Below are 12,674 nucleotides of genomic sequence, written 5' to 3'. Positions count from 1 at the left end.
TGTGGGAGAGGAGAATATCGGTGCTAACCGAGCAGTTCCTCTTTCACCTGCATCGCCAGCTCAAACGAGTAAAGCCGCGCCTGGTGATCAAAAATTTGCCCGTTAACCATAATTTCGTCGGCATCCGTTTCCCGCAGAATCGACTCCAGCCCGTGGCGTACTTTCGCTTTATCGCCCACCAGCGACATACTCAGCGCCTGCTGCACGCCATATTGTTCCGACGGTGACCAGAACTGATCCATGTTTGGGATCGGCGGCGGTAGTTGCGCGCTTTCGCCGCGGCGCAGTTTCACAAACGCCTGCTGCATAGAGGTAAACAGAAATTCCGCATCGCGGTTGCTGTCGGCAGCGACAATGTTGATGCACACCATCGCATACGGTTTTTCCAGCCGCGCAGAAGCCTTAAAGTTGGCGCGATAAAGATGCAAAGCCTGGAACAACATATCCGGCGCGAAATGCGAAGCAAAGGCAAACGGCAAGCCCAGTTGTGCGGCCAATTGCGCACTATACAGGCTTGAACCCAGCAGCCAGACGGGAATTTTTTCCCCATAGCCCGGCACAGGTCGTACGTGCGGGTTGGGATCGCGGGCGTCAAACCAGTCCACCAGCTCTGCGACATCACGCGGGAAATTATCGATATCACCACTCATATGACGGCGCAATGCCATCATGGTGCGCTGATCGCTGCCGGGAGCGCGACCAAGGCCGAGATCGATGCGCCCAGGGTAAAGCGTATTCAGCGTACCGAACTGCTCGGCAATCACCAACGGCGAGTGGTTTGGCAGCATCACACCGCCGGAACCCAGATGCAGGGTTTGTGTATTCGCCGCCAGATAGCCAATCAGCACCGACGTCGCCGCGCTGGCGATACCGGTCATATTGTGGTGTTCGGCCAGCCAGTAGCGATGATAACCGCGCTGTTCGGCCAGCTTCGCCAGATCCAGCGAATGGGTAAACGCCTCGCGAGCGCTGGAGTTTTGTGGGATCGGGGCGAGATCGAGCACCGAAAAAGGGATCGTTTTGTCAGACATACACACTCACTTTGCTACAGCATGGTCATCAGATTGAAGGTCTTCTTCCAGCCTGGCGCAATGTGCCGCGCCCGGCCAGAAAAGCTGCAACTTTCATACTGCATTAACTTGTGACAATGCTTGTTAACAAAGTGAGCTTTTTACTGTTGAAGCACCAGCCCTGGCAGCCTGCGCCAGTAGCCGTTGCAGTCACTGTTGGTGGCCAGCGGTAACGGTGTATCACCGGTTTCATTAGCCTGAAACGCCTCGAGCATGGCAAATGTCTCGTTACCCATCGGCGACAGGCGCACGATATCCACAAGGCCATCCATTGAAGCCAGCTCATTGCCGAGGTTGTAGACATAGCCACTCATCGTCTGAATGCCGTTGAGCACAAAGACTTGCTGGTTCTCTTGCGAAAGAATGCTGCGCCCGTTTGGATATTTAATGCAGCAGGTTTCACACTCATCTTTGGGTCGGTCTTCGGAGCGGGCGGTAAAGCAGCGCGCAGAGTAAGCCAGCGGCAGATGACCGTAACTCAACACTTCCACTTCAAACTGCTGGCGAATACCCAGGGAATCACACTGATCGAGTAAGTTTTTCAGCCAGTCGCGCGAAAGCTCAACCGGCATGCACCAGCGCACCATGCCTTGCTTGAGCAGTAAACGCAGCGTCACCGCGTTGTAGCAGTTGAGCGCATGCCCGGCGACAAACGGCAGCTTGCGCTCGGCGCACATATTCACTACGCCCAGATCGCTGGCTTCGAGTAGAAACTCGCCGTTATCAACATAACGCTTCAGTTCGTTCAACTCGGAGGATGCCTGCACCAGCGCTAACGTGGAAAGTACAACCTGCTTGCCGCTACCCGCCAACGCTTTTGCCATATCCAGCCAGTCGCCCACTTTAGTGGCGCGGCGCTTGCTGCAGACGGCTTCGCCAAGATAAATCACATCGGCACGGCTGGTGGCCGCCTGGCGGTAAAAATCTTCCAGCGTCTCTTTTGGCCAGTAGTAAAGCACCGGCCCTAATGAATATTTCATGGTTTTCCTACTGCCATTTGCGGTGATACGCGCCGAGGGTGGTCTGTGTACCTTCTGACATGGAACCCAGTGTTTCCATCCAGGCGGATTGCGGTACAAAGTCTTGCGGCGAAGCCATGCAACGGTCGATTGCCTGACGCCAAACTTTTGCTACCTGGCTGACATACGCCGGGCTGCGCTGACGCCCCTCAATTTTTACCGAGGCAATATTGGCGGCCAGCAACTCGGGCAGCAGCTCCAGCGTGTTGAGGCTGGTGGGTTCTTCCAGCGCGTGATAGCGCTCGCCATCCACCAGATAGCGGCCTTTGCATAAGGTCGGGTAACCGGCGTTTTCGCCATCCTGATAGCGATCAATCAGCACTTCGTTAAGGCGGGATTCCAGCCCCTGCGGCGTTTGCTGCCAGCGCACAAAACGCGCCGGAGAACAGGCACCCACGGTATTGGGCGATTCGCCAGTCAGGTACGAAGAGAGATAGCAGCGCCCTTCCGCCATAATGCACAGGCTGCCGAAAGCGAACACTTCCAGCGGCACCGGCGTGACGCGCGCCAGCTGTTTGACCTGGTGAATCGATAACACGCGCGGCAGTACCACGCGTGCCACATCAAAGTGGCGATGGTAAAAACGGATGGCCTCTTCGTTGGTCGCGGAAGCCTGAACGGAGACGTGGCGCTCAATATGCGGATAGCGCTCAGCCGCATATTCGAGCATCGCTAAATCTGCCAGGATCAGCGCGTCAGCACCAATCTGCGCTGCCATATCGACGGCGCGCTCCCAGCGTTGATAACCATCAGGATGCGCAAACGTATTAATGGCAATATGCAGCTTACGGCGGTGTTGGTGAACAAAGCTGACCGCTTCCTGAAGCTTCTTCTCGGTAAAATTGAGACCAGCGAAATGGCGGGCGTTGGTATCATCTTTCAGACCGATGTACACAGCGTCGGCACCGTTTTCGATGGCCGCCTTCAGCGCCGGAAGGTTTCCGGCAGGGCAGAGCAACTCCATAGTGTATCCTGCAATCAGGGGCGCAATGGCCCGGATGTACCCCGTGGGGTCGCTAAGTTGTTAATGAACTGGGATTTTAGTTAACCTGTCAGCGACAATTTTTGATTTGAGGCAGTTAAATGCGTATTGATGCCGCCAATAATCCCCCGCTGTTTATTCGTAATTGTTGATTTGTGCCGCTATGCCATTTGGCGATTGTGGCAAAATAGCAGTCATTATCATTTCAGGGAGTAAAGCTCGTGTTGGATAAATTGCGCTCACGTCTTGTTCACGTTGGCCCGTCGTTACTGAGCGTGCCGGTTAAACTGACGCCTTTCGCCATCAAACGTCAGGTGTTGGAGCAGGTGCTGCGTTGGCAATTCCAACAGGCGCTGGCGGACGGAGAGCTTGAGTTTCTCGAAGGCCGCTGGTTAAGTATCCAGGTTCGGGATATTGGCCTGACGTGGTATACCTCTGTTGAAGATGGGCAGATGATTGTGCGTGAATCTGCCGATGCGGACGTCAGCTTCAGCGCGGATGCCAGCGATTTGCTGATGATTGCTGCGCGTAAGCAAGATCCCGATACCCTGTTTTTCCAGCGCCGTCTGGTGATTGAAGGCGACACGGAACTTGGGCTGTATGTGAAAAACCTGATGGACGCCATTGAGCTGGAGCAGATGCCAAAACCCCTGCGGGTGATGCTGCTACAGCTGGCGGAATTTGTTGAGGCTGGCCTGCAAGCGCCGCCTGCAACGACACAACCTTCTGTAGGTGAGCCATGCTGATTAGAGTTGAAATTCCCATTGATGCTCCTGGTATCGACGCGCTGCTGCGCCGTAGTTTTGGCGGCGAAGCGGAAGCGTCGCTGGTGCATGATCTGCGCGAAGACGGGCTGATCACGCTGGGATTTGTTGCGACTGATGATGAAGGCCTGGTCATTGGCTACGTGGCGTTTAGCCCGGTCTCGGTCGCAGGTGAAGAGCTGCAATGGGTCGGGCTTGCGCCGCTGGCCGTTGATGAGCAGTATCGCGGGCAGGGTATTGCGCGTCAGCTTGTGTATGAAGGGCTGGACTCACTCAACGAGTTTGGCTATGCGGCGGTTGTGACCTTAGGTGATCCTGCGTTTTATAGCCGTCTCGGGTTTGAGAAGGCGGCGCAGTACGATTTGCACTGTCGCTGGCCAGAAAGCCATGAGGCGTTTTTAGTCCACCGCCTGGCGGATGACGCGTTCAATGGCGTCAGTGGCCTGGTCGAATACAGCGATCATTTCAATCGCTTTTAACCGTCACAGATAACAGGCTTTCCCGCAGCGCCTCAAACGAACCATCCCCGGCGACGAGGCGCTCTTTCTGGCACTTGGTTAACTGCTTAATGCGGTACTCCAGCCGCAGCGCCAGCGATCTTTCCCCCACCTCGGCTGAAAAAGCCAACGCCAGCGCGCCTTTTCCACGTAGCGCTTTTGCGCCTTTCCCGGATTGATGCTGGATAAAACGCCGTGCGACATCGGTGGTAATTCCGGTGTAGAGCATGTTGTCAGCGGTACGAATAAGATAAAGAAACCAGGGCGTCATGACGATGTTCAGTATGTTAATGTGAAAGAAAAATACCATGGGGAAGGGAAAAAATGGAGACTCTTGCAGCCATTAATCGCTGGCTGGCGAAGCAACATGTCGTGACCTGGTGCGTGGCGAATCGGGGAGAGTTATGGTGTGCGAACGCGTTCTATTTTTATGACCCGCACGCGGTCGCGTTTTATATCCTGAGCGAAGATCAAACCCGCCATGCACAGATGACGGGCTTGAAAGCGCAGGTCGCGGGCACGGTAAATGGTCAGCCAAAAACCGTGGCGCTGATTCGCGGCGTGCAGTTCACCGGTGAGATCCGCCGCCTTGACGGCGAGGAAAGCGCGACGTTGCGTGCGCACTACAATCGTCGCTTTCCGGTCGCCCGCATGTTATCCGCCCCGATGTGGGAAATTCGCCTTCATGAATTGAAGTTCACCGACAACACGCTGGGCTTTGGTAAAAAACTGCACTGGATCCGTGATTCAGGCACCCAGTAAACGCAACGCTTCGCGATTAAACGCCGGCAAATCATCGGGAGTACGGCTGGTAACCAACTGATCTTTATCGACCACCACTTCCTGGTCGTAGAACTCACCTCCGGCGTTTTTCACATCGACCACAATCGGCTTCACCGCCGTGAGTTTGCGTCCGCGTATCGCATCAGCGCTGATCAGCAACTGCGGGCCGTGGCAAATGGCGAATACCGGTTTCCCGGTGCTGATGAAATCACGCGTGAAGGTCACAAAACGATCGTCGCCGCGTAGATAGTCAGGTGAGTGGCCTCCCGGTAGCAGCAGCGCGTCGAAGTCTGCTGGGCGCACTTCATCAATGGCTTTATCAATCACCACTTCCGCTTCGCCCTTTTTGCCGTGAATGGTTTTCCCGGCCTGTTTCTCAATTGTGATCACTTCATGGCCGGCTTTGCGAAATTCATGCGCCGGAGAGGTAAATTCTGAATCTTCAAACTCGTCGGTGATCAAGACAGCAATTTTCTTGCTCATACTTCCTCCGTTGTTTTGGCTTCAGAAAGGGAGTTATGCATACTGATAACTCACCAGAACACTAAGCCTGGTCCAGCAGGCCGACATTGCAAGACAGATTCATCTGCAAAGGGGGAAACGATGCAACGTGTATTAATCACTGGTGCCACTGGTTTGGTTGGCGGGCATTTGTTGCGGTTGCTGAACAGCGACCCGCGAATTGACTCTATCGTTGCGCCCACTCGCCGCCCGTTGCAGGGGATTTCCGGCGTTACGAACCCGCACGATCCCCAGCTCAGTGATGCGCTAGCGCTGGTGACGGAACCCATCGATACGGTTTTTTGTTGCCTTGGCACAACCCGGCGTGAGGCGGGGAGCAAAGAGGCGTTTGTGCTTGCCGATTACACGCTGGTGGTGGATACCGCGATCACCGGCCTGCGCCTTGGTGCCACGCAAATGCTGGTGGTCAGTTCAATAGGGGCAAACGCGCGCTCGCCGTTTTTCTACAACCACGTGAAAGGTGAGATGGAAAATGCGTTGATGGCCCAGCAGTGGCCGTCGCTGACGATTGTCCGCCCCTCCATGCTGCTGGGTGAGCGGGAGAAAACGCGGGTGAACGAATCTTTGCTGGCACCGCTTTTCCGCCTGCTGCCGGGTAACTGGAAGTCGATTCCCGCACACGACGTTGCCCGTGCAATGCTGGCGCTGGCATTTTTGCCTGCGAGCCAGCCGACCCGGATAGTGAAATCCGCGCAGCTACGCGCGATCGCTGCCGATAGCTCATTGGCAAAATAGTTATCACGGCGTACTATTCTCGGGCTTATAAATATATCCCCGGGGAATGTTATGACTGGTCAGTCTTCACCTCAGGCGGCAACACCTGTTCAATGGTGGAAACCCGCTCTGTTCTTTCTTGTTGTTATCGTGGGTCTTTGGTACGTGAAATGGCAGCCTTATTACGGCAAAGCGTTCACTGCCGCCGAGACACACAGCATCGGTAAATCCATCCTTTCGCAGGCCGATTCCAGCCCGCTTCAGGCGGCGCTTGATTATGCCATGGTCTATTTTCTCGCAGTCTGGAAAGCGGCGGTACTCGGCGTGCTGCTCGGTTCGCTGATTCAGGTGCTTATCCCGCGCGACTGGTTGCTGCGCACGCTGGGGCAAAAACGCTTCAGCGGCACCCTTTTCGGTACGTTGTTTTCTCTGCCTGGTATGATGTGCTCCTGCTGTGCTGCGCCAGTCGCCGCGGGGATGCGGCGTCAGCGCGTTTCCATGGGCGGTGCGCTGGCGTTCTGGATGGGCAACCCGCTACTGAACCCAGCGACGCTGGTGTTTATGGGGTTTGTGCTTGGCTGGCATTTCGCGGCAATTCGTCTGGTTGCCGGTCTGGTCACCGTGCTCGGCGTGGCAACGCTGGTACAGATGCTGGTGAAAGATAGCCCGCAACAGGCAGAGCCGGTGGAGATCACTTTGCCGGAGCAGCAGGGCAGCTTTATGGCGCGTTGGGGCAAGGCATTGTGGCAACTGTTCTGGAGCACCATTCCGGTCTATATCCTCGCGGTGCTGGTTCTCGGTGCGGCGCGCGTCTGGCTGTTCCCGCATGCGGATGGCGCGGTGGATAACACATTGCTGTGGGTGATTGCGATGGCGATTGTCGGTTGCCTGTTTGTTATCCCCACAGCGGCAGAAATTCCGATTGTGCAAACTATGATGCTGGCGGGGATGGGCATGGCGCCTGCTTTGGCGCTGCTGATTACGCTGCCAGCGGTTAGCCTGCCATCGCTCGTTATGCTGCGTAAGTCTTTCCCGGCGAAAGCCCTGTGGTTGACCGGTGGCCTGGTGGCGTTGTGCGGAGTGATGACCGGTATTATTGCGCTGCTGTAAGCCAACTAATGCGCGAAAAAAAAGCCCGGTTTTTGGACTGCACCCCAAAAGTTGGACACCCAACTGAGTAAGGTGCAGTTTTTTATGGCAAAGCCAAAATATTCCCTCGAAACCAGATTAGCTGTAGTTAATCACTACCTCGCCGGAAAAGATGGAGCACACCGTACCGCTGAACGTTTTGGTGTTGAAAGAACATCAGTGCGACGCCGGGTAAGAGCCTGGCAACTCCACGGTCTTGATGGTATTACCTGGAAAAATGACCGCCATTCTCCGGCGTTCCGGATGACTGTTGTCCGGACTGCTCTCGATGAAGAACTTTCAATGCGTGAGGCTGCTGCACGGTTTAATATCTCAAATGAAACCGTTGTCCGTCACTGGCTGAATGTCTACAAAGACGCAGGTGAGAAAGGACTTCTGGGCATAAAACCTGGCCGGAGCAGGGATATGACAAAACCCAAAAAAACACCTCCACTTACTGATGCTGCACTGGAAAAGTTATCTCCCGAAGAGCTGCGGGCTGAACTCCGTTACCTGCGGGCAGAGAATGCTTACTTAAAAAAGCTGAAGGCCTTAGTTCAAAGCGAGAAAAACGGCAGAAAGCCGCAATAATCAGCGAGCTAAGGCACAGACACGCGCTCAGTGACCTTCTGCGTGCAGCCGGGATGTCCCGCAGCACGTGGTATCACAATCTGAATGCGCTGAAGCGAGTGGACAGGCATGCCGGGCTGAAAGACAAAATCAGAGAGATATACCACTGGCACAAAGGGCGTTATGGTTACCGCAGGATCACACTCTCACTGAGAAAACAGGGGCTGCTGGTAAACCATAAAACAGTGCAGCGGCTGATGGGAGAGCTGTCGCTCCGGTCTCTGATAAGGGTGAAGAAATATCGTGCCTGGAAAGGGGAAACGGGCAAGGCAGCGCCCAATATCCTGAGCCGGAACTTCGGTGCCTCGAAAGCCAATGAAAAATGGGTTACGGATGTAACAGAGTTCCCGGTACAGGGTAAAAAGCTGTACCTGTCACCGGTTCTCGATCTGTTTAACCGGGAAATCATCTCATACAGCCTGTCAGAAAAGCCGGTGATGGCGATGGTAAATACCATGCTGAGCAAAGCCTTCTCAAAGCTGAGCCCGGAAGATGCGCCCCTTCTGCACTCGGATCAGGGCTGGCAGTATCGGATGGCAGGCTATCAGGCAAAGTTAAAGGCGCGGGGCATGACACAAAGTATGTCGCGCAAAGGAAACTGCCTGGATAATGCAGTGATGGAGAACTTCTTCGGTACGCTGAAATCGGAGTGTTTTTATCTGAGCAGGTGGGACAGTGTCAACGAACTGAGAAAGGCGATAGAGGAATACATCTGTTACTACAACAACAAGCGGATAAGCCTGAAATTAAAAGGCCTGAGTCCGGTAGAGTACCGAACCCAGGCCCTGAAAGCCGCTTAACATGAACTGTCCAACTTTATGGGGTCAGTCCATTTACCGGGCTTTTTCATGATAGCGAGTTTATTTAAGCAGGGTAAAGGCGGTGGTCACGTGTTTCACTCCGCTGACGCGGCTGGCGATATCCGCGGCGGCCCGACCTTCACGCTCGGTAACCAGCCCCATCAGGAACACTTCACCGTTTTCCGTTGTCACTTTCACGTTTGACGATTTCACCTGGTCACTGCTCAGCAACTGCGAGCGAACTTTGGTCGTTATCCAGGTATCGGAAGAGGCTGTACCCAGACCAATCGGCTGACCCTGGCGGATCTCGTTAAAGACTTCGGTTGTCCCCTCCACACCAACGGCAATCTGTTTTGCCCGCGAAGAGAGATCGGTATTCGGTGCCTGGCCGGTCAGCAGCACTTTCCCCTGGTAGGCGGTGACGTTAACACGCGCTTCTTTCTTAATTTGTTCATCTTTCGACAGCGCGCTATTCACGCGCAGCTCCAGCGTGCTGTCATCCACCTGGGTGCCAACGGTTCGCGGATCCGTTGCGGCTTTTGTGCCTACGGCTGCGGAACCTACCACCACTGCGCCAACACAACCCTGTAACAGCAGCGCGGAAATAAGGACTGCGAGGGGCGTAAATGCCTTCATGTGTACTCCTTAATCATCCTGGTGAGGAAAAAGCGTGTTATCAATCAGATCGCATAAGCAATTTACCGTCAGCATGTGCATTTCCTGGATGCGCGCGCTGCGGTGGGAAGGAATACGAATTTCGACATCCTGCGGCCCCAGCAGACCCGCCAGCTCGCCACCGTCGTAGCCCGTCAACGCAATGATCGACATATCGCGTGTCACCGCCGCTTCGACGGCTTTAACGATATCGCGACTGTTACCACGCGTTGAAATGGCCAACAGAATATCGCCGGTATGGCCGAGCGCCCGAACCTGCTTGGCATAAATTTCATCATGCAGACGGTCATTTGCTATCGCGGTTAAGACCACATTATCGGTATTAAGTGCAATGGCAGGTAAACTAGGACGTTCTGTTTCAAAACGGTTGATCATGCTGGCAGCAAAATGCTGTGCGTTGGCAGCAGATGTGCCGTTGCCACAACAGAGGATTTTGTTGCCATTCAGCAGGGAGTGAACCATCGTCATGGCTGCTCGGGAAATGGCATCAGGTAGCGCTTCCGCCGCCGCAATTTGGGTTTGAATGCTTTCCGTAAAGCAGACTTTAATTCGTTCGAGCACGGTAATCCCTATCATTCAGCAATCATGAGTGGTCATTAAAAGCGTTAGGTATCCACTCAACATCATTTTCGGTGAAGGCTACCACATCAAACCGGCAATCCACAGTGTCAAAACTCCCATTGTGCCGGGCCAGCCATAATTGCGCGGTATGCAGCAGTTTGGCTTGCTTGGCGCGGGTGACGCTGCTTGCCGCACCGCCAAAACGCGCCGACTTTCGATAGCGCACTTCAATAAACACGGTGGTCTTGCCGTGTCGCATTATCAGGTCGATTTCACCGCCGCGCTCGTGCACATTGGCGGCGATAAAGCGCAGTCCTTTGCTTTCAAGCAGGCGACGCGCTTTCGCTTCCCACACGTCGCCGGTCTGCTTACGGCTTAATTCGCCGGGGCGATTTGCCCCTGTTGGTATTTGAGCCATGACAACTTCCTGTTGATCACGCAGTCTTGTGTAGCCGTTAAATCGCCGGTATTGCCGTTCAGTTCAAAACCCGGCACCTGACGCATTTGCGAGAAGTTATTCGCCAGCGACCAGGCATCCGCGCCCATCGCGTACAGACGTGCCAGCGAATAGTCGTTATTCACGCTTTTCAGCGCTTGCTGCATCAGCGACGGGTTTGCCCCGGCAAGCATAGGGATTTCGTTGAATTGCAGACCTTCCATTTCAAGGCGGAAATCCGGGCCTGCACCGCCCTGCGCGCTGCGTGAGCTGGCGTACAGCATCACGCCACTCTGGCTGCCGGTCCGCAGAGTAATCATCGGTTTAATCAACGCGATTTCATCCTGCGTAGCGACGATATACACCGCGTCTACGCTGCCGCTACCGCTAATTTGTGCATCGGTCGGCGGAGCCGGAATATTCAGACCGCCAACCGTCACGCCTGGCTGCTGGGGCAGACTGGAGGCGACCGGGCTACCGGTCAGGGCGATGCCAGAGCGACCGTTCAGCCCCATACGCAGTTCAGCGGTGGAGCCAAATTTCTGTGCCAGCACAACGCCGCCGCCCAGTTTTTTCCACTCATCGGCAAACGCGGTACTGACGCGTTCACCCAACGCGCTGCGTGGCACCAGCAGCAGCGGCGCGTGTCGGCCCTGCTCAAAAATATGGCGTGCGGCGTCGTGAGCTTCATCCTCTGGCGAGAGGGCGAAGTAACAAATGTTGGCGCGGTTTTCGACATGCTCCGGCTGGTTGAGCGCCAGTACGTTCAGCGACGTGTTGCTGCGCATCAGCTCTTCAACGTTGTTTTTCAACAGCGGGCCTACCACGATGCTGGCGCCGTCCTGCTGAACCTGGTTGAGGATCTGATCCATCGGCTGCGCGCTGGTATCGTAAACTTTCAGCTCAGCACCGGGGTTCGCTGGCGTGCCTGTCACGGCAGGTGCAGCGACCGGTTGCGTCGCATTGGCGTCGGTCGGCTGAGTGGGTGTTGTGGCTGCCGGATCCGGCTGAGCAGTGGCGGCAGAATCCGTTGCTGCTGCGTCACTTTGCGCTGCGCTATCCGGCGCTTGCGCTTGTTGTGCATCCGGTGCAGCCGCATTTTGCTGCGCCGGAGCATTGGTCAGGTCATTCACGTTAGCGTCTGCTGGGCTGACAACGGCTGCGGTGGCAGCCTGCGCAACTTGCTGTGGAACCGCCGGGCCGGAAACCGGAGCAATGCCGTTTTTCGCCGCTTCAAAACCTTGCTGGATAGCGCGGCTAAACACCGACGCCTGACCATTTAGCGGTAACAGCAGCGCGATTTTGTTGGTTGCCGCCGGTTTAAAGTTTTGCATGTTCGACAACTGCGTAGGCAGCATTTTCGCCGCCGGGTTTTGCGGGTAGCGCGTTTGCCAGTCGGTAATGCCTGCTTTCAGCATATTGGGGTCGTTGCGGTTATCGAACCACATACGTTGCAGGTCGAGCCAGCCTTGCAGCGTCACTTCATCGGCGTTGATCACCAGCGCTCTGGCTTGATCTTGCGTCATGGAGGCCAGCGCTTGCCAGGTAGCGTCGATATTTTTCTGCTTCTCTTCCGGTTTGCTCAACAGCGGTTGCTGGGCAATGAGCGCGCGCAGCAGCGTCAGAGAAGGCTTGCCTTGCGAGGCGGAAATGCCAATTTGCCAGTAACGCGCTTGCTGGTTTTGCTCAAGATCGGCGGGATCGAGTTCGTTGAGTAGCGCTTTCGCACCGGCAAAATCCTTCTGCGCCAGTTTCATTTCGGCAGCGAGCAACGTGCGTTCTTTGCGCTGGTTATCGCTCAGATCCTGCGGCAACTGGGCAAACAGTTCGCCGGCCTGCTGGGTTTTTCCCTCTTTCAGCAGTGCACGAATGGCGAGTAATTGCCAGTTGGTCTTGCTATCATCTGTGCTTTGCTGCATCTGCTGCAGGTAATAGCCAGAATCGGCCTGGGCTTCGCCCTGCATATGCGAGGCGCTTTGGTCTGTCGATTGCGTGCCGCAGCCTGCAAACAGCAGGGCGGCGAGCACCACAGGCAGGCAGCGCGTGGCTTTCGAACGTAGAAATCTTGACGGTAGCATACTGTATCCAGTGAT

At 55.3% G+C, this 12,674-nt stretch carries 15 protein-coding genes; 6 read left to right on the top strand and 9 right to left on the bottom strand.

Annotated features, from left to right (window positions below):
* Positions 1 to 23 precede the first annotated feature (23 nt).
* The 3 genes from E0L21_RS06225 to ubiU form a co-directional block, all read right to left on the bottom strand.
* Positions 24 to 1,031 carry a luciferase-like monooxygenase gene (locus E0L21_RS06225; RefSeq protein ID WP_131407753.1) on the bottom strand — a complete coding sequence of 336 codons (1,008 nt, stop codon included), beginning with the start codon at positions 1,029 to 1,031 and terminating at the stop codon, positions 24 to 26.
* A 140-nt stretch (positions 1,032 to 1,171) separates the two neighbouring features.
* Complete coding sequence (locus tag E0L21_RS06220) at positions 1,172 to 2,050, bottom strand: U32 family peptidase (protein ID WP_131407751.1); 879 nt, start codon at positions 2,048 to 2,050, stop codon at positions 1,172 to 1,174.
* Between the two features lie 7 nt (positions 2,051 to 2,057).
* Positions 2,058 to 3,053 (bottom strand): ubiquinone anaerobic biosynthesis protein UbiU, encoded by a 996-nt coding sequence (gene ubiU / locus E0L21_RS06215; RefSeq protein ID WP_020455407.1) that lies wholly within the window; start codon positions 3,051 to 3,053, stop codon positions 2,058 to 2,060.
* Positions 3,054 to 3,292: 239 nt separating this feature from the next.
* On the opposite strand from ubiU, the gene ubiT reads away from it, so the two are divergent.
* A complete protein-coding gene (gene ubiT / locus E0L21_RS06210) occupies positions 3,293 to 3,817 on the top strand; it encodes a ubiquinone anaerobic biosynthesis accessory factor UbiT (RefSeq protein WP_131407749.1) in 525 nt (174 codons plus the stop codon).
* Positions 3,811 to 4,314 (top strand): GNAT family N-acetyltransferase, encoded by a 504-nt coding sequence (locus E0L21_RS06205; RefSeq protein ID WP_131407747.1) that lies wholly within the window; start codon positions 3,811 to 3,813, stop codon positions 4,312 to 4,314. The genes ubiT and E0L21_RS06205 overlap by 7 nt, the downstream gene beginning before the upstream one ends.
* Here the strand turns inward: E0L21_RS06205 and E0L21_RS06200 are convergent.
* Positions 4,301 to 4,642, bottom strand: coding sequence for a GIY-YIG nuclease family protein (locus tag E0L21_RS06200; protein ID WP_407928669.1), 342 nt, complete (start codon positions 4,640 to 4,642; stop codon positions 4,301 to 4,303). The genes E0L21_RS06205 and E0L21_RS06200 overlap by 14 nt on opposite strands.
* A 14-nt stretch (positions 4,643 to 4,656) precedes the next feature.
* Between E0L21_RS06200 and E0L21_RS06195 the strand changes: the two genes are divergently transcribed.
* A complete protein-coding gene (locus E0L21_RS06195; protein ID WP_131407743.1) occupies positions 4,657 to 5,094 on the top strand; it encodes a YhbP family protein in 438 nt (145 codons plus the stop codon).
* On the opposite strand, the gene E0L21_RS06190 is transcribed toward E0L21_RS06195, so the two are convergent.
* Positions 5,080 to 5,598, bottom strand: coding sequence for a type 1 glutamine amidotransferase (locus E0L21_RS06190; protein ID WP_020455402.1), 519 nt, complete (start codon positions 5,596 to 5,598; stop codon positions 5,080 to 5,082). The genes E0L21_RS06195 and E0L21_RS06190 overlap by 15 nt on opposite strands.
* 120 nt (positions 5,599 to 5,718) lie before the next feature.
* Here E0L21_RS06190 and E0L21_RS06185 point away from each other — a divergent pair, with 120 nt between their 5' ends.
* The 3 genes from E0L21_RS06185 (at position 5,719) to E0L21_RS06175 (ending at position 8,909) form a co-directional block, all read left to right on the top strand.
* Positions 5,719 to 6,372 carry an NAD(P)H-binding protein gene (locus E0L21_RS06185; RefSeq protein ID WP_131407741.1) on the top strand — a complete coding sequence of 218 codons (654 nt, stop codon included), beginning with the start codon at positions 5,719 to 5,721 and terminating at the stop codon, positions 6,370 to 6,372.
* A 51-nt stretch (positions 6,373 to 6,423) separates the two neighbouring features.
* Entirely contained in the window at positions 6,424 to 7,461 is a 1,038-nt protein-coding gene (locus E0L21_RS06180) for a permease (protein WP_131407739.1), read from the top strand.
* Positions 7,462 to 7,545: 84 nt separating this feature from the next.
* Positions 7,546 to 8,909, top strand: a protein-coding gene (locus tag E0L21_RS06175) for an IS3 family transposase (protein WP_131407737.1) whose coding sequence is annotated in 2 segments (ribosomal slippage) — positions 7,546 to 8,023 and positions 8,023 to 8,909 — 1,365 coding nt in all. Because the reading frame shifts where the segments join, the coding sequence is not laid out codon by codon here.
* A gap of 60 nt (positions 8,910 to 8,969) precedes the next feature.
* Here the strand turns inward: E0L21_RS06175 and dolP are convergent.
* The 4 genes from dolP to E0L21_RS06155 are packed head-to-tail and all read right to left on the bottom strand — an operon-like array spanning position 8,970 to position 12,659.
* Positions 8,970 to 9,545: a division/outer membrane stress-associated lipid-binding lipoprotein gene (gene dolP / locus E0L21_RS06170; protein ID WP_017457372.1), complete on the bottom strand. Its 576-nt coding sequence runs from the start codon at positions 9,543 to 9,545 to the stop codon at positions 8,970 to 8,972.
* Positions 9,546 to 9,554: 9 nt separating this feature from the next.
* Complete coding sequence (gene diaA, locus E0L21_RS06165) at positions 9,555 to 10,145, bottom strand: DnaA initiator-associating protein DiaA (protein WP_040016590.1); 591 nt, start codon at positions 10,143 to 10,145, stop codon at positions 9,555 to 9,557.
* A gap of 22 nt (positions 10,146 to 10,167) precedes the next feature.
* Entirely contained in the window at positions 10,168 to 10,563 is a 396-nt protein-coding gene (locus tag E0L21_RS06160; RefSeq protein WP_131407735.1) for a YraN family protein, read from the bottom strand.
* Positions 10,521 to 12,659, bottom strand: coding sequence for a penicillin-binding protein activator (locus E0L21_RS06155; protein ID WP_131407733.1), 2,139 nt, complete (start codon positions 12,657 to 12,659; stop codon positions 10,521 to 10,523). The genes E0L21_RS06160 and E0L21_RS06155 overlap by 43 nt, the downstream gene beginning before the upstream one ends.
* Positions 12,660 to 12,674: the final 15 nt, after the last annotated feature.

Origin of the sequence: Kosakonia quasisacchari (assembly GCF_004331415.1) — a bacterium.
Taxonomy (GTDB): Bacteria; Pseudomonadota; Gammaproteobacteria; order Enterobacterales; family Enterobacteriaceae; genus Kosakonia; species Kosakonia quasisacchari.
The sequence above is the reverse complement of the archived record's forward strand: the minus strand, read 5'-3'. Positions and strand labels throughout refer to the sequence as shown.

Coding starts and splice junctions, on each gene's coding strand:
- E0L21_RS06225 (WP_131407753.1), bottom strand. CDS start 1,031: ATGTCTGACAAAACGATCCCTTTTTCGGTGCTCGATCTCGCCCCGATC.
- E0L21_RS06220 (WP_131407751.1), bottom strand. CDS start 2,050: ATGAAATATTCATTAGGGCCGGTGCTTTACTACTGGCCAAAAGAGACG.
- ubiU (WP_020455407.1), bottom strand. CDS start 3,053: ATGGAGTTGCTCTGCCCTGCCGGAAACCTTCCGGCGCTGAAGGCGGCC.
- E0L21_RS06205 (WP_131407747.1), top strand. CDS start 3,811: ATGCTGATTAGAGTTGAAATTCCCATTGATGCTCCTGGTATCGACGCG.
- E0L21_RS06200 (WP_407928669.1), bottom strand. CDS start 4,642: ATGGTATTTTTCTTTCACATTAACATACTGAACATCGTCATGACGCCC.
- E0L21_RS06195 (WP_131407743.1), top strand. CDS start 4,657: ATGGAGACTCTTGCAGCCATTAATCGCTGGCTGGCGAAGCAACATGTC.
- E0L21_RS06190 (WP_020455402.1), bottom strand. CDS start 5,598: ATGAGCAAGAAAATTGCTGTCTTGATCACCGACGAGTTTGAAGATTCA.
- E0L21_RS06185 (WP_131407741.1), top strand. CDS start 5,719: ATGCAACGTGTATTAATCACTGGTGCCACTGGTTTGGTTGGCGGGCAT.
- E0L21_RS06180 (WP_131407739.1), top strand. CDS start 6,424: ATGACTGGTCAGTCTTCACCTCAGGCGGCAACACCTGTTCAATGGTGG.
- dolP (WP_017457372.1), bottom strand. CDS start 9,545: ATGAAGGCATTTACGCCCCTCGCAGTCCTTATTTCCGCGCTGCTGTTA.
- E0L21_RS06160 (WP_131407735.1), bottom strand. CDS start 10,563: ATGGCTCAAATACCAACAGGGGCAAATCGCCCCGGCGAATTAAGCCGT.
- E0L21_RS06155 (WP_131407733.1), bottom strand. CDS start 12,659: ATGCTACCGTCAAGATTTCTACGTTCGAAAGCCACGCGCTGCCTGCCT.